This is a genomic window from Nocardia sp. CA-136227, assembly GCF_050955695.1.
GTDB lineage: Bacteria > Actinomycetota > Actinomycetes > Mycobacteriales > Mycobacteriaceae > Nocardia.
This window is the reverse complement of the sequence record NZ_CP192081.1, coordinates 6,400,899-6,416,356: the sequence shown is the minus strand read 5'-3', so window position 1 is coordinate 6,416,356 and position 15,458 is coordinate 6,400,899. Positions and strand designations below refer to the sequence as shown.

Sequence of the window (15,458 nt, the reverse complement as noted above, 5' to 3'; positions counted from 1 at the left end):
GCGTCCGCCCACACCCCGGCGGAATTCGGCCGTCGAATTCCGCACTGCCCCTTCGCTACAGGTGGCGGGTGGTGTCGATGGACAGCGACATGCCCGCCAGGCCGCGGCGGCGGACCGAGAGCTTCTCGGCGATGTCGAGCAGCGCCTTGCCCGAGGGGCTCTCGGGCGCGCGCAGCACGATCGGGGTGCCCTCGTCGCCCGCCTCACGCAGCTGCTGCTCGATCGGGATCTGGCCCAGTAGCGGCACATTCGCGCCGATGGTGCGGGTCAGGTTGTCGGCCACGGTCTGACCGCCGCCCGAGCCGTACAGCTCCATGCGCGAGCCGTCCGGCAGATCCAGCCAGGACATGTTCTCGATGACGCCCGCGATCCGCTGCCGGGTCTGCAGGGCGATGCTGCCCGCGCGCTCGGCGACCTCGGCGGCGGCCAGCTGCGGGGTGGTGACGACCAGGATCTCGGCATTGGGGATCAGCTGGGCCAGCGAGATGGCCACGTCGCCGGTGCCCGGCGGCAGGTCCAGCAGCAGGATGTCGAGGTCGCCCCAGAAGACGTCGGCCAGGAACTGCTGCAGCGCGCGGTGCAGCATCGGGCCGCGCCACACCACGGGCGTGTTGCCCTCGGTGAACATGGAGATCGAGATGACCTTCACGTCGTGCGCGATGGGCGGCATGATCATCCGCTCGACCTGGGTGGGCCGCTGCTGGGTGCCCAGCATGCGCGGCACGCTGTGGCCGTAGATGTCGGCGTCGAGCACACCCACCGAGAGACCCTTCGCGGCCATGGCGGCGGCGAGATTCACGGTGACCGAGGACTTTCCGACGCCACCCTTACCGGAGGCGACCGCGTACACGCGGGTGAGCGATCCGGGCTGGGCGAACGGGATGACCGGCTCGGCGGCGTCGCCGCGCAGCTTGCGGCGCAGCTCGGTGCGCTGCTCGTCGTTCATCACGTCCAGGTCGACGCTGACGGCGCCGACTCCGGGCACGTCGTTGACGGCCTTCGTGACCCGTTCCTGGATGGCGGATTTCATCGGGCAGGCCGAGGTGGTCAGGTAGATCACGACCTTGACCGCGCCGTCCACGCCGACATCGACGCTCTTCACCATGCCCAGCTCGGTGATCGGTTTCCGGATCTCCGGGTCGTTCACCTTCGCGAGCGCGCCCCGCACATCCGATTCCGTAACCACTGGCATGGGCCCAAGTCTAGGACGCCGGTTTCGCGCCCCGATGCGGGGCACACTCATGTCAGATGCTGGTGGGTATCAGATGCGGGGGAGGGCGGCGGCCGCGGGAGAGATGCCGGAGCCGTACGCGGTCTCCCACGCCATCACGTTGGCGACGTAGGCCATCGAGTTGTTGTAGCGCAGGATGGCCCGGGTCTGCTGGCCCGGGTCACGCATGTCGAGGCCGCCCGAGCACAGGTACTTGCCCGCGGTGAGCGTGGCGTCGTAGATGTTCTGCGGATCGGCGATGCCGTCCCCGTTGCCGTCGGCCGCGTACTTGCGCCAGGTCTCGGGGAGGAACTGCATGGGCCCGACGGCGCGGCGGTAGCTGCCGGACAGGCCGTCCAGGTCGCCGCCGTCGGAGGTCTGGATGACGTTGTTGCCGTACAGGCTTCCGTCCAGCACCGGGCCGTAGATGGGCTGCAGCGGATTGCCGTCCTCGTCGACCTTGCCGCCGAAGCCGTGCGTGGATTCCACCCGGCCGATGCCGGCCAGCAGGTTCCACGGCATGTTGCAGGTCGGGTTCTCCACGGCCAGCACGCGTTCGGCGTTCTGGTAGGCGTCGTGGGCGATGCCGGGCATGCCGAGCGGTCCGGCGGCGCGGGCGGCGGGCACCCGGCCTTCGGGCAGGGCGACGGACTTGATCTCCGGCGGGCCCACGGGCGCAACCTGTTTGGCCTCGTGCAGGAGGGGTTCGGGGGCCGGGGCGGCGGGCGGGGCCGCCTCCGGGGCGGGTAGCTGTTCGTCGTCGCCGAACTGGTGCTGGAAGGTTGCCGCGAGCTTGTCGGTGAGGTGGCCATCACCCGCTCCGGTAACTGTGGCGAGCCCTGCGGGCACGAGCCCGGTCAATGCGATGACCGATCCACGACGAACTCTGGGGACCGGGGGTTTACGGTGACGACCCACTGTGTGGTGACCCTCCATTGCCATCGGTTGATACCGGGGAGATGCAACACAGGTCACGTTACCTCATCCGAGACCTTCTTGTTACACCTTCGTGATCAACTTTCAGGTTTTGAAGGAATGCCTAGTCAAACGCGAGTTCCGGAGCGACGCGCCGAAACTCGCGAATCACACCTTCGTTACGGAACCGGCGCGGGGGCCGGAGCCGGGAGCGGGATCGTGATGCCGAACGGCAGCGTGATACCGGGCGCCGGGGTGGTCGGATCGACGGACTGCGGGGCGGCGTCCGCGGGCTGCTGCGGCTGCGCCTCCGGCGTCGTGGACGGCGTCACCGTTTGCTGTTCCCGCGGTTGCTGAACACCCTGCTGCGGCTGATCCTGCGGCTTGTTCTCGGCCTGCTGCACCGGCGCGGTGCAGGTGGTGATGATGGGCTGATCCTTCGGCAACGGCTTGCCGTCGGGGCCCAGCTTCTGGTCGGCGGGCTGCGCGTCCTCCGGCTTCGCGCCATCCTCGGCGGGCGTGTCGGCGGGCTTCTGATCCGGCTGCGGGGCCGGAACCGCCACCTGTTCACAGGGATTGGCGGGCACGGCCGGGGTGGCCGGGCAGAAGATGCCGCACGGGATCGGCGGCAGGCCCGCGATGGTGATCATCACCTGGGTCGCGCCGGGCGTGGTGGTCACGACCGTCTGCTGGGTGCCCTCCGGCGCGGGTCCGGCCGGAATCGTGGTGGAGGCCACCGTGATGTCCGGGCCGTTGACCGGAACGTAGTTGTTGGGCACCAGATCCGGCGAGATGCTCACCTGCTGCGGCGCGCCGCCGGTCCGGTAGGCGTTGGCCCAGCTGAGCACATTGGCCGCGTAGGAGATCGAATTGTTGTAGCGCAGCACCGCCCGCAGCTGCTGCTGCGAGTCGGCCAGATCCAGGCCGCCCGAGCACAGGTACTTGCCGGCCGCCAGCGCGGCGTCGAAGACGTTGTTGGGATCGGGTGTGCCGCTGCCCTTTCCGTTGGCCGCGTACACCGACCAGGTGCTGGGCAGGAACTGCATGGGCCCGACGGCGCGCACGTACTTGCCGTCGGCGGCCTTGATGATCTCGTTGCCGGGCAGTGTCCCGTCCAGCGCCGGACCGTAGATCGGGGTGACCGTGGTGCCCGCGGCGTCGGTGCGGCCGTTGTTGGCGTGGTTGGACTCGATGCGGCCGATACCGGCCAGCAGGTACCACGGCAGATGGCAGTTGGGGTCCGAAGACTGCAGTGCCAGTTCGGCATTGCGGTAGGCGGCCAGCACGATCTCCGGGATGCCGAGCAGTCCGCCGCCCCCGGGCAGGGCGATGTCGCGCAGCGGGACGGTGCCGCCGAAGAGCGGCATGCCGTCCGCGGGCGGAGTCATTGCGCTGAGTTTGCGGGGCGCCTCCGGAGCCGCCGGAACCAGTCCGACGAGCCGATCCGACGGCGTGTCGACGGGTGTGTTCAGACTCGCGTTGTGCGCGGCGGAGGCCGCGAGCAACGCGTCCGGCGCGGCCTGCGGGGCGACGGAATGGACCGTCGTGTTGGTGGCGGAACCGGCGGTGACCAGGCCCGCTATCAACAGCGCAGACGCTGTCACCGGAGCAGAAATTCTCTTCGCCACCACACAATCCCCTCAGTCGTGCGGCCGGAGCCCCGTGGTGACACGTGTGCTGCGGCAGTGTCTGGGTCGGTCGCTCGGAACAACGTGATCCAGGTTACCCATGAGTCAGCTTGTTCGGTACAACTTCTGTGGTCAGTCGCCATCTTTCTGTGCCGAAATTGCGACCTCATTGGCCTTTCGCTCGGTACCCTTCTTTGCTTTCCGCGCCTGGACGATCTCCCCGTCGGCGGCCAGTTTCTCCAATCTGACCAGCGTTTCCTTGATGTCGTCCAGTTCCCTGCGCACGTAGTCGCGCGTGGCGACTTCACCCACGGCGAGTCGCAGGGCGGCCAGCTCCCTTGCCAGGAACTCGGTGTCGGCCTTCGTCTGGGCCGCTCGGGTCCGATCCTCCTCGAGCGAGACCCGGTCGCGGTTGTCCTGGCGGTTCTGCGCCAGCAGGATCAGCGGCGCGGCGTAGGCGGCCTGGGTGGAGAACGCGAGGTTCAGCAGGATGAACGGGTACGGGTCCCACTGCAGCCGCAGCGCGAACACGTTGAGCAGGATCCACACCGCCACGAGGACGGTCTGGATCACCAGATAGCGTCCGGTGCCCAGGAATCGGGCGATCCGCTCGCTGGTGACCGCGAGTGCCTCGGCGTCCCAGTCCAGGCCGCGGAAGCGATTCTCGAGGGGCGTCTCCAGGCGTTGGCGCGCACTGGATTTGTCGAGCCGTTCGCTCATGCGCGGCCTCCCGTCCCTTCGATCACGGGCATCCCGTGCACATCGTGATTGTCCTCGTCCTGCTCACGCCAGTCCTCGGGGAGCAGGTGGTCGAGCACGTCGTCGACGCTGACGGCGCCCAGGAGATGATTCTCCGCGTCCACCACCGGTCCGCACACCAGGTTGTAGGTGGCGAAATATCGGGTGACCGCGGTGAGCGGGGCATCGGGGCGCAGCTGCACCAGATCGGTGTCCACGATGCCGCCGACCAGGTTCGCCGGCGGTTCCCGCAGCAGTTGCTGGAAGTGGACGCAGCCCAGGTACCGGCCGGTCGGGGTGGCGGTGGGCGGGCGCACCACGAAGGCCATGGAGGCCAGCGCCGGGGTGAGTTCGGGATCTCGGATGCGGGCCAGCGCCTCGGCGACGGTGGTGGAGGCGGTCAGCACCACCGCGTCCGGGGTCATCAGACCGCCCGCGGTGTAGGGCGCGTGCTCGAGCAGGCGGCGGACCGGTTCGGAATCCTCCGGATCCATCAGCGCCAGCAGCGATTCCGCCTCGCCCGCGGGCAGCTCGCCCAGCAGGTCGGCCGCGTCGTCGGGGTCCATGGCCTCGAGCAGGTCGGCGGCGCGTTCCACACCGAGCTGCTCGAGCAGTTCCACCTGGTCGTTCTCGGGCAGCTCCTGGACCACGTCGGCGAGGCGTTCGTCGTCGAAGGCCGCGGACACCTCGATGCGGCGCTTCATGGGCAGTTCCCGCAGCATGTGCGCGACGTCGGCGGCCCGCATGCCCTCGAACTGTCCCAGCAGCTGGGTGACGTCCTGGCCGGGCATGTTCAGTTCGGTCTGGGTGAGCCCGCGCACCTGCGCCCAGTCGACCACGTGCACCGCGCCGCGGCGGCCGAAACCCACACCGAGGCGGCGGCGTTCGCGCACCGCGACCCGGGACACCACCCAGTCGCGGGTGCGGCCCTGCTCGATGCCGAGGTCGACCACCACCACGTCCACGCCCGCCAGATGCTCGAGCTCGGGGTCGGCGACACGCACGGTGGAGTCGAGAATCTGCGCGATGGCCAGCAGTTCGCCCGGCCGCTGCTCGAAGCGGCGCACACTGATGGTGCCGGTGGTGAGGGTGATCGAGCCCGGTTCGATGGCCTGCACCCGCAGCATGGGCACGAAAATCCGTTTCCGGGTGGGCAGTTCGACGATTACACCCAGCACCCGGGGCTGCTGACGGTCGTACCGTATCGAGATCACGATGTCACGGATGCGGCCGATAGACTCGCCGTCCGGTCCCAGTACCACCAAGCCCGCCAACCGGGCGGCGAAAACCTTCGTCGCTGCCATGTTTGATAAGGCTAGTGGGTCCAGCGCGTCGGAATCGCCGCGCCACGAGAAGGAGTGACCCATGACATCGCGTCGATCGGTGCTGGCCGTACCCGGCAGTAACCCGCGCATGATCGAGAAGGCCAAGGGGCTGGGCGCCGACGAGGTGTTCCTGGATCTCGAGGACGCGGTCGCGCCGGCGGCGAAGGCTGCCGCGCGGGCGAACATCGTGGCTGCTCTCAACTCCGGCGGCTGGGGTTCGCAGATCCGCGTGGTGCGGGTCAACGACTGGACCACCGAGTACACGTATGCCGATGTCATCACGGTGGTGGAGGGCGCGGGCTCCGAACTCGACGCCATCCTGCTGCCCAAGGTCACCGACGCCGGCCAGGTGCAGGCGCTGGACCTGCTGCTGACCCAGCTGGAGAAGGCCAACGGCCTGCCGGTCGGGCGGATCGGCATCGAACCGCAGATCGAGAACGCCTTGGGCCTGCGCAATATCGACGCCATCGCCACCGCGAGCCCGCGGGTGCAGACCCTGGTGTTCGGCCCGGCCGACTTCATGGCCTCGATCAATATGCGCACCCTCGTGGTGGGCGAGCAGCCCGAGGGCTACGAGCCCGGCGACGCCTACCACCACATCTATATGACGATCCTGCTCGCGGCCCGCGCCCACGGCCTGCAGGCCATCGACGGCCCCTACCTGGCGGTCCGCGATATCGACGGCTTCCGCCGCAATGCCGCCCGCACGGCGGCCCTGGGATTCGACGGCAAGTGGGTGCTGCACCCGGATCAGATCACCGCGTGCAACGAGATCTTCAGCCCGCGCCAGGCCGACTACGACCGGGCCGAGGAGATCCTCGACGCGTACGCCTTCCACACCTCCGCCGAGGGCGGCGCGCGCGGCGCGGTCATGCTCGGGGACGAGATGATCGACGAGGCCAGCGCCAAGATGGCTCAGGTGATCGCTGATAAGGGCCGGGCCGCCGGAATGGCGCGGACCACGCGTTTCGAACCTGCGCCTGTCGGCACGAAATAGCATGATGGAGTCATGACGAATCCCATGGGGAATGCGAGCCGGGGCCGGCAGCCCGCCCTGCCGACGCCGCCGTCGGGCTGGCCGATCGGCTCCTACCCAACCTACGCGGAGGCGCAGCGGTCGGTCGACTATCTGGCCGACAACCAGTTCCCGGTGGAGGGCGTGACCATCGTCGGTGTCGACCTCATGCAGGTCGAGCGCGTGCTGTACCGGCTGACCTGGGGCAAAGTCATTGGCGGCGGCATGGTTTCGGGCGCCTGGCTGGGCCTGTTCCTGGGCTTGCTGCTGAGCATGTTCACCACCGGCGGCACCCTCGGTCCGCTGGTAGTCGGCCTGGTCGGCGGCATCATCTTCGGTCTCATCTCCGCGTCCATCCCGTACGCGGCGACCCGGGGCCAGCGTGACTTCGCCTCCACCATGCAGCTGGTGGCGGGCCGCTACGACGTGCTGTGCGATCCGAAGACCGCCGAGCAGGCGCGCGACATGCTCGCCAGACTGGCCATCTGAATCGATGGAGGTATTGGACAAGGTCCGGGCCGCGGTGCTCGGTCACTTCGGGGTGGAGTCCGCGGACGCGGCGTCGGTGACGTTCCTGGGTCTGGAGCCCATCGACATCCTGCGCATCCCGGACGGCGAGTTCGTGCACTACTCGACGCTGGGCGGCTCCCGGCATCCGATGACCGATCCGGCGGCGGCGCTCGCCGATCCGGTGCGCGGACCGCGCGCGGAGCTGGTGCTGACCCTGCGCGGCGGCGCGGGCGCCGGTTCGGGGCTGACCCGGACCCTCGGCGTGCTGGTGGCCGCGCCCGCGGTCGAAGGCGTTGTGCTGCAGGCGGACGCGCTGCTGGACCTGGGCGAGCCGATCTGGGCCAACGCGCCGTTCACGGCGGTCCTGCTGGGCGACAGCGAGATCCCGGAGGTGGTGTTGCCCGATCCCGCGGACCCGGTGCGCTTCCTGACGGTCGCGCCGATCACGGCGACCGAGGCGGCATGGGTGCGCATCCGCGGCGCGGCGGCCCTGCGCGACGCGTGGGCCGAGGCGGGCATCGACGTCCGCGACCCGGCCCGCCCGGCGGCGAGCCTCTGACGACTGCCGTTCCCGGCACCCGCCCCCACCTCCTCGTCGCCGTGCCCCGTCGACCGGTCGATGGGGCACGGGAATCCAAGAGGTTGCTCAAAGCCACTTGTTCCGATGGAAATTGACGTAGAGGATCCCGCAGAGGACGAGCATCACGGCTATCACGATCGGGTAGCCGTAATGGGATCGGAGCTCGGGCATGAAATCGAAATTCATGCCGTAGACGCCCGCGATCATGGTCGGCACCGCGGCCATGGCGGCGTACGCGGAGATCTTGCGCATGTCCATGTTCTGCTGGACGCTCACCTTGGCCAGCGCGGCATTGATGAGGGCGCTGAGGGATTCGTTGAAGTCGAGGATCTGCTCGGTGACCGCGGTGTGGTGGTCGGTGACGTCGCGCAGGTACCGGCGGATCTCCTTGGGCAGCGGCAGGGTGGTGTCGTGGGTGAGCACCTGCAGCGGCAACGCCAGCGGCTTCACCGCCCGGCGTAGTTCCACCACTTCGCGTTTGAGCTGGTAGATCGCCTCGATCTGAAGCTTGTTGGCGGGGGTGAACACCTCTTCCTCCATGGCGTCCACGTCTTCCTCGATGTCGGCGGTGACCGACACATAGGTGTCGACGACATGGTCGGCGACCGCGTGCAGCACCGCGCCGGGCCCGAGCGCGAGCTGGGCGGGGTCGGCTTCGAGGGCTTTGCGGACGCCGGCCAGTTGGCTGTGGTCGCCGTGCCGCACGGTGATGACGAAGCCGGGTCCGGTGAAGACCATGATCTCGCCGGTGTCCACGATCTCGGCGACGGTGTTGAGTTCGTGCTCGTGGTACTGCACGGTGCGCAGGACCAGGAACAGGATGTCGTCGTACCGTTCGAGTTTCGGGCGCTGGCGGGCGTGGACGGCGTCCTCGGCGGCCAGGGCGTGCAGGCCGAAGGTGTTCGCGACGTCGGTCATCATCTGCATGCTGGGTTCCCACAGCCCCAGCCAGACGAAGCCTTGGCCGCGCTCACGAACTTCGGTGAGGGCGTTGCGGTAGGTGCAGTGCTCCCACAGTCGCCGGCCGTCCACGTAGACCGCGCAGTCGACGATCTGGTTGTGCAGGGTGGGCTTGGCGGGATCCGGCTCGCCGGACCGTCCGGGCCAGTGAAACGAGGACAGCGGCGGGATCGAGGACACATCAACGATGCTAATCGTCCCGGGTCGGGGTGATCGTTTGCGCCGCAGGCAAGATAGGTGGGGTGCGCATCGATCTCCACACCCATTCCAACGCGTCCGACGGCACGGATACCCCGGCCGAACTGATCGCGAAGGCTGCCGCCGCCGGTCTCGACGTGGTGGCCCTCACCGACCATGACACCACCTCCGGCTGGGCCGAGGCCGTCGACGCCTTGCCGCCGGGTTTGACGCTGGTCCGGGGCATGGAGATGTCGTGTGTGGGGCTCGGCGAGGACGGTTACCCGGTGCCGGTGCACCTGCTGGCCTACCTGTTCGATCCGACCGACGAGTCCTTCGCGCAGGAGCGGGAGCGGTTGCGCGCCGAGCGGGTGGTGCGGTTGCGCGCCATGGCCGAGCAGATGGCCGCGGACGGCCTGCCCATCGATCCGGACGAAGTGATGGCCTCGGTGGGCCCGTCGGCGGGCCGCCCGCATCTGGCCCGGGCGCTGGTGGCCGCGGGCGTGGTGCCGACGGTGGACGCCGCCTTCCAGGATCTGCTGGCCCCGCACGGCCGGTACTACGTCGAGAAGGCCGACACGCCGTTGCGGCGGGCGGTCGAGATGGTGGCGTCGGCGGGCGGGGTGTCGGTGGTGGCGCATCCGCGCGCCCGCAAGCGGGGACGGCTGCTGGCGCTGGACCACATTCGTGAGCTGACCGAGTTCGGGCTGGGCGGTCTGGAGATCGACCACATCGATCACAACGAGGCCGACCGTGAGGTGCTGCGCGGGCTGGCCGCGGAGCTGGGGCTGCTGACCACCGGGTCCTCCGACTACCACGGCGCCAACAAGACCATTCGGCTCGGCGAATTCACCACCGACCCAACACAATTCGAGGAAATTGTGGGCAAAGCCAGTGGGGTTCCGGTGATCACCGCGTGAAGGTGTTCCGGGGTCTGAGCGGAATCGTCGCCGGGGGCACGGTGGTGCTGGCGGTCACGGTCGCCGGGGCCGCGAGCATCGGTGCTCGGCGCGGTTTTCCGGGCCCCGGAGCGGAGTCGGTGACATGGCATGTGGCCGCCGCACTCGCGGTTGTCGCCGCCCAGATTTATGCGGATAGACGTCAAGGTTTTGCCGCTTTTTTCGGATGCTTGGTTGTTTTCGGGATAGCGGGATATCTGCTGTGGGCGCAGTGGTGGAATTGAAATACGCATAACAGTTGCGGTGAGTTGAACTGTCGTCGAACATTTGTCGATATGACCGAATTCGACGCCGATGTGCTGGTGCTGGGAGGTGGCCCGGCCGGATGCTGGGCCGCCCTTGCCGCGGCCGCCGCGGGCGCGCGGGTATTGGTCGTCGACAAGGCCCGCTGTGGATCCAGCGGACCGACGGCGCGGGGCGGGGTCACCCTGTGGAACATCCCGTCGGGCGCGGCCCGCGAGGAAGCCGTGCGGCAGAACTTCGCGCACGGCGGCGGGCTGGGTGAACCGGACTGGATGTACCGGGTGCTGGAGGAGACACACCGGCGGGTCGGCCAGCTCGTGCACGGCGGCTTCCACTTCCAGGGCGAACACGCCGAGCGCCCGGCGCGGGTCTACCTCGACGGGGCGAAATATCTGGGCAGGCTGCGGCGCAGCATGGTGATCGCGGGGGTCCGCATCCTCGACCACCATCCGGCATTGCAGCTGATCACCGACAAGGACGGCGTGGTGTCCGGCGCGGCGGGCGTGGCGCTGCACGGTGAGTCGCCCAACTGGATCGTTCGCGCTCGCGCGGTGGTGCTGGCCACCGGAGGCTGCGCCTTCCTCTCCGGCGGCGCGGGCACCGACGTGGACACCGGGGACGGCCTGCTCATGGGCGCGGAGGCCGGGGCCGAACTGTCGGGCATGGAGTTCTCCAACGCGTATTCGCTGGCCCCGGTGGCCGATTCGTGGCCGTTCGGGGGGCGCCCGGTGTCGGCGGTGTTCGCCTCGGATCAGGTCATGCATTTCGCGACCCTGTACGACGAATCGCGGTCGGTGCTGTGGGGTCAGGGGTGTGGTTCGCGGGCACAGGCTTTCGCGGCCATCGCGGATGGCCGCCGGGTGTACGCCGCGCTGGACGAGCTGCCCGAGGCGGTTCGCGCGGAGCTGCTGCGGCTGGGCCCGAGCCCGACCGGTCAGGTGCCGATGGGCGCGGTGCTGGAGGGCACGGTGCGCGGCACGGGTGGATTGCGCCTGGTGGGACCGGATTGCGCCACCACCGTGGCGGGCCTCTACGGCGCGGGGGATGTCACCACCCGGGAGCCGATCACCGGCGCGGTCAGCGGTTTCGGCGGCCAGAACGGTGCGTGGTCCATTTCGTCCGGGGTGTGGGCGGGCGCCGGTGCGGCCGGTTTCGCGGAGTCCCGCCGCAAGCTGGGCAAGGCGCGGCCGGTGCCGGGTGTGGGTCTGGGGGACAAGTCCCGCCTGGATCCGCGCGCGGTGGTGGGGCTGGTTCAGGAGCACACGTTGCCCCTGCGGCGCAGCTACTGGCGGAGTGACGGCAGCCTGCGTGACAGCATCGGCGAACTGGATGGTCTGTGGCCGGGTGCGGAGTTGGCGCTGGGCGGAAAAGGTCCCGATCGGCTGTGGGCCAGGCAGGCCGCGGCGCTGCTCGCGGTGGCGCGTTGGACGAAATATTCGGCGCTCGCTCGAACCGAGACCCGGGGAATGCACCGGCGTACCGACCACCCCGGTGCGGGAATTGACTGGCGGGTACGGTTGCTCTCCGGCGGTCTCGAATCCGTGTGGGTACGACCGCAACCCGTGGTAGCCGAGGCGGCGCCGGCGTGAACCGGGCGGTAGGTTACTGATCGGTCGTGCAGCCCCCATGACAACCTCACAGCCGTCCCCGCGACCGGGTTGTGACAGTTCTCCGAGTTCGGGTTCCCACCAGCGAGTTTCCGTTCACCTGCGCGTGACGCGGCTGACTTACTCTTCAACGATGGTGAGGCGACGCGACGGACCCAGGGTCGATTTGGCACCCCGTCGCAGCGACTGGCAGAATGGGCCGATCCCGGCCGCAGCCACCGCCCGGCCCGGGACACTCGGTGATCACGAACTCCGACTCGCGGGTTCACCCGGGATCACCCCGACTGTCTCGTCCGGACACACCCCTCCGGTTCTCGCTCGACGATCTGTGCCGCCGTCGACCATTCCGTCACGGCGAAAAGATATATATGAGCACCGAAACCATAAAAACAGCTATTACCGAACGGTAACCGTCAAACGGTTGAGTCCGAACCGATCAGGAGTGAAAGCGTGTCACCCGTGACTGAAGCAGTGAATGCCACCGAGGCCCCCGCGTCCAATGGCGCGAACCTGTCCGACATCACCACGGAAGAAATTTTCGCCGGGCATCTTGGCGGCAAGCTTTCGGTCGAACTCACCGCACCGCTGGAGACCCAGCGGGATCTGTCCATCGCCTACACCCCGGGCGTCGCGAAGGTCTGCCTCGGCATCGCCGAGGACGAGTCCCTCGCCAAGACCTACACCTGGGCCGAGCGCCTGGTCGTGGTCGTCTCCGACGGCACCGCCGTGCTGGGTCTGGGCGACATCGGCCCGCGCGCGTCGCTGCCGGTGATGGAGGGCAAGGCGGCGCTGTTCAAGAAGTTCGCCGGGCTGGACTCGATCCCGCTCGTGCTGGACACCAAGGACCCCGACGAGATCGTCGAGACCCTGATCCGCCTGCGCCCCAGCTTCGGCGCGGTCAACCTGGAGGACATCTCCGCCCCGCGCTGCTTCGAGATCGAGAAGCGCGTCGTCGAGGCGCTGGACTGCCCGGTCATGCACGACGACCAGCACGGCACCGCCATCGTGGTGCTGGCCGGCCTCAAGGGCGCGGCCGCGGTGCAGGGCCGTGACATGTCCGGCATGAAGGTCGTGGTCTCGGGTGCGGGCGCCGCGGGCGTCGCGTGCACCGACATCCTGCTGGCCGCCGGCGTCTCCGACATCGTCGTGCTCGACTCCAAGGGCATCGTGAGCAAGGATCGCGGCGACCTGAACGAGTACAAGACCGCGCTGGCCGAGCGCACCAACCCGCGCAATGTGACCGGCGGTCCGGCCGAGGCGCTCGCGGGTGCGGACGTGTTCCTGGGTCTGTCGGCGGGCACCATCGCCGAGGAGCTCATCGCGTCCATGGCGCCGGAGTCCATCGTGTTCGCCATGTCGAACCCGAACCCGGAGATCCACCCCGACGTCGCCGCCAAGTACGCGTCCATCGTGGCCACCGGCCGCAGCGACTTCCCGAACCAGCTCAACAATGTGCTGGCCTTCCCGGGCGTCTTCAAGGGCGCGCTGGATGCCGGCGCCCGCCGCATCACCGAGGGCATGAAGGTGGCCGCGGCCGAGGCGATCTTCAATGTGGTCGCCGGTGAGCTGTCCGCGGACAAGATCATCCCGAGCCCGCTGGACCCGCGCGTGGCCCCGGCGGTCGCCGAGGCCGTGGGCAATGCCGCCCGCGCCGAGGGCGTCGCGTAATCGCACGCTGAACCGAGCCGGAAGGGGCGCTTCGTCATCGACGAGGCGCCCCTTCCGCGTTCGCGGGATTCGGTCGTCCCCCACACGGGGGAGGAGGGGTCCGGGCGGTACCGTGCGGCCATGGATGTGACCAGGTCACTGGCCCGGCAGTCGCTGCTGGTGGCCGCGGTGGCGGCCGTGCTGGACGGCGCGCAGATGGTGATGTGCGGCGGGTTCGGCCTGGCCCCGGTGGCGGCCACCGTGCTGACCGTGGCCACGGTGGCCGCGGATCTGGCGCTGGCGGCTCCGGCGGCGACGGCGGCCGCGGTGGCGGTGGCGCAGGTGGTGGTGAAGGTGTCGGTGGCGGTGTTCGCGCACCATTACGGGCTCACCGCCAGGGTTTTCGATGTCGGGTTCCTGGTGGCCGGGTATCAGGCGGGCGCGTGGCTGAGCGGGGTGGTGTCGGTGCTGACCGTGACGCTGCTGGCGGGCGGCGCGTTGACGGTGAACGCGATGGCGGCGCTGGCGGGCACGAACAATCCTGTGCGGCTGGTGATCTCGGCGCTCGGGGCGGGGGTGGTGCCGTGGCTGGTGGGCCGGTACACGGCGGCGCGCGGGGCCTATATCGCGGAATTGGAGCAGCGGGAGCGGTTGCGGCGGCAGGAGCAGCGGGCGGCGCTGGATCGGGCGCTGGCCGATGAGCGGGAGGCGATCGCGCGGGATCTGCACGATGTCATCTCGCATCATGTGAGCGCGATCGGGATTCACGCCGGGGTGGCGCGAATGGCTTTGTCGCGCAGTGATTCCGAGTCGGCTTCCCGGTCGGTCAATGCGGTGGAGACCAGTAGCCGGGCGGCTATGGTGGATCTGCGGCGGCAGCTGGATCTGCTGCACGGCCGCGAGGACGACGGTGAGCGACAGCCCGGGCTGGCCGATATCGACGATCTGGTGGATCGGGTGCGGGATGCCGGATTGATTGTGCGCGTGACCGTCTCGGGGGATGCGCCGGTGCTGCCGGAGTCGCTGGACGTCATGCTGTATCGGGTCGTGCAGGAGATGCTGACCAACGCGCTGCGTCACGGTGGTGAGCGGGCCGAGCTCGAAATCGTCTATCGGCCCGGCTCGGTGGAGATCCGCGAGACCAATTCGATCACCGCCCGGGTGCCGGGTTCGGATGTGCATCGCGGTCTGGACGGCATCCGCCGCCGGGCCGAACTGTTCGACGGGACCGTGGTCCACGGTGCCGATTCCTGCGGAACCCGTTGGGATATCCGGGTTTCCGTTCCGATCGGAGTCGCATGAGCATCACGGTCCTGATCGCCGACGATCACGCGGTCTTCCGTTCCGGTCTGCGCGCGGTGGTGGACGCTCATCCCGATCTGGAGTGCGTGGCCGAGGTGGGGGACGGCCGCGCGGCCATCGAGGCGGCCGCGCGCACGCATCCCGATGTGGCGATTCTCGATGTCCGCATGCCCAAGCTGGACGGTTTGGCCGCGACCGAGGCGATCGTGGCCGCGGGTGGCACCCGGGTGCTGTTGCTCACCACGTACGACAGCGAGGCGAATCTGCATCGGGCGCTGTCGGCGGGCGCGAGCGGTTTCCTGCTGAAAAGTCTTCCCCCGGAAGAGCTCGTGGCCGCGATCCGGGTCGCGGTGCGTGGGGACGCGGTCATCGACCCGTCCATGACGCGCAGGCTCGCAACGCGTTTCGCGGTCGGTATCGCGCCGCCGGTGGAGCCGCCCGAGTTGGCGCAGTTGACCGCCCGGGAGCGGGAGGTGTTGCTGTTGCTGGCCGATGCGCGCAGTAACGGCGAGATCGCGGCCGCGCTGGGTGTCGGCGAGGAGACGATCAAGACGCACGTGTCCCGGGTGCTCGCGAAACTCGGTGTGCGCGACCGTATTCAGGCGGTGGTGTTCGCGCACCAGCACGGACTCGGCCGGTAGC

15 protein-coding genes are annotated in these 15,458 nt (G+C 69.0%); 9 read left to right on the top strand and 6 right to left on the bottom strand.

Annotation, left to right across the window (positions count from 1 at the left end; genetic code table 11):
• Positions 1-55: 55 nt before the first annotated feature.
• The 5 genes from ACQP06_RS29735 to ACQP06_RS29715 all read right to left on the bottom strand — a co-directional run bounded on the left by ACQP06_RS29735 (position 56) and on the right by ACQP06_RS29715 (position 5,795).
• Positions 56-1,192, bottom strand: coding sequence for an Mrp/NBP35 family ATP-binding protein (locus ACQP06_RS29735; protein ID WP_433668003.1), 1,137 nt, complete (start codon positions 1,190-1,192; stop codon positions 56-58).
• Positions 1,193-1,261: 69 nt separating this feature from the next.
• Positions 1,262-2,128 carry a lytic transglycosylase domain-containing protein gene (locus tag ACQP06_RS29730; protein ID WP_433668001.1) on the bottom strand — a complete coding sequence of 289 codons (867 nt, stop codon included), beginning with the start codon at positions 2,126-2,128 and terminating at the stop codon, positions 1,262-1,264.
• A 176-nt stretch (positions 2,129-2,304) separates the two neighbouring features.
• The gene (locus tag ACQP06_RS29725) at positions 2,305-3,729 is read right to left on the bottom strand and encodes a lytic transglycosylase (RefSeq protein WP_433668000.1); all 1,425 of its coding nucleotides are present in this window, start codon (positions 3,727-3,729) and stop codon (positions 2,305-2,307) included.
• A gap of 156 nt (positions 3,730-3,885) precedes the next feature.
• A complete protein-coding gene (locus ACQP06_RS29720; protein WP_433667998.1) occupies positions 3,886-4,473 on the bottom strand; it encodes a DUF1003 domain-containing protein in 588 nt (195 codons plus the stop codon).
• Positions 4,470-5,795: a magnesium transporter MgtE N-terminal domain-containing protein gene (locus ACQP06_RS29715; RefSeq protein WP_433667996.1), complete on the bottom strand. Its 1,326-nt coding sequence runs from the start codon at positions 5,793-5,795 to the stop codon at positions 4,470-4,472. Before ACQP06_RS29715 ends, ACQP06_RS29720 begins: the two co-directional genes overlap by 4 nt.
• Before the next feature lie 61 nt (positions 5,796-5,856).
• Between ACQP06_RS29715 and ACQP06_RS29710 the strand changes: the two genes are divergently transcribed.
• Genes ACQP06_RS29710 through ACQP06_RS29700 form a run of 3 tightly spaced genes read left to right on the top strand, consistent with a single transcriptional unit; the run spans position 5,857 to position 7,900 of the window.
• The gene (locus ACQP06_RS29710; RefSeq protein ID WP_357091393.1) at positions 5,857-6,813 is read left to right on the top strand and encodes an HpcH/HpaI aldolase/citrate lyase family protein; all 957 of its coding nucleotides are present in this window, start codon (positions 5,857-5,859) and stop codon (positions 6,811-6,813) included.
• 12 nt (positions 6,814-6,825) lie between these two features.
• Entirely contained in the window at positions 6,826-7,320 is a 495-nt protein-coding gene (locus ACQP06_RS29705) for a general stress protein (protein WP_357091391.1), read from the top strand.
• Between the two features lie 4 nt (positions 7,321-7,324).
• Positions 7,325-7,900, top strand: coding sequence for a suppressor of fused domain protein (locus ACQP06_RS29700; RefSeq protein ID WP_357283338.1), 576 nt, complete (start codon positions 7,325-7,327; stop codon positions 7,898-7,900).
• Positions 7,901-7,987: 87 nt separating this feature from the next.
• On the opposite strand, the gene corA is transcribed toward ACQP06_RS29700, so the two are convergent.
• Positions 7,988-9,052, bottom strand: coding sequence for a magnesium/cobalt transporter CorA (corA, locus tag ACQP06_RS29695; protein WP_433673467.1), 1,065 nt, complete (start codon positions 9,050-9,052; stop codon positions 7,988-7,990).
• 71 nt (positions 9,053-9,123) lie between these two features.
• Between corA and ACQP06_RS29690 the strand changes: the two genes are divergently transcribed.
• The 6 genes from ACQP06_RS29690 (at position 9,124) to ACQP06_RS29665 (ending at position 15,457) form a co-directional block, all read left to right on the top strand.
• Positions 9,124-9,978 carry a PHP domain-containing protein gene (locus ACQP06_RS29690; RefSeq protein WP_433667995.1) on the top strand — a complete coding sequence of 285 codons (855 nt, stop codon included), beginning with the start codon at positions 9,124-9,126 and terminating at the stop codon, positions 9,976-9,978.
• Complete coding sequence (locus ACQP06_RS29685; RefSeq protein ID WP_357091388.1) at positions 9,975-10,241, top strand: hypothetical protein; 267 nt, start codon at positions 9,975-9,977, stop codon at positions 10,239-10,241. The genes ACQP06_RS29690 and ACQP06_RS29685 overlap by 4 nt, the downstream gene beginning before the upstream one ends.
• A gap of 51 nt (positions 10,242-10,292) precedes the next feature.
• Complete coding sequence (locus ACQP06_RS29680; protein WP_433667993.1) at positions 10,293-11,849, top strand: FAD-binding protein; 1,557 nt, start codon at positions 10,293-10,295, stop codon at positions 11,847-11,849.
• Between the two features lie 468 nt (positions 11,850-12,317).
• A complete protein-coding gene (locus tag ACQP06_RS29675; RefSeq protein WP_433667991.1) occupies positions 12,318-13,535 on the top strand; it encodes an NAD(P)-dependent malic enzyme in 1,218 nt (405 codons plus the stop codon).
• A 120-nt stretch (positions 13,536-13,655) separates the two neighbouring features.
• Positions 13,656-14,816, top strand: a complete 1,161-nt coding sequence (locus ACQP06_RS29670) for a sensor histidine kinase (protein ID WP_433667990.1) — start codon at positions 13,656-13,658, stop codon at positions 14,814-14,816.
• Entirely contained in the window at positions 14,813-15,457 is a 645-nt protein-coding gene (locus ACQP06_RS29665) for a response regulator (RefSeq protein ID WP_433667988.1), read from the top strand. Before ACQP06_RS29670 ends, ACQP06_RS29665 begins: the two co-directional genes overlap by 4 nt.
• Position 15,458: the final 1 nt, after the last annotated feature.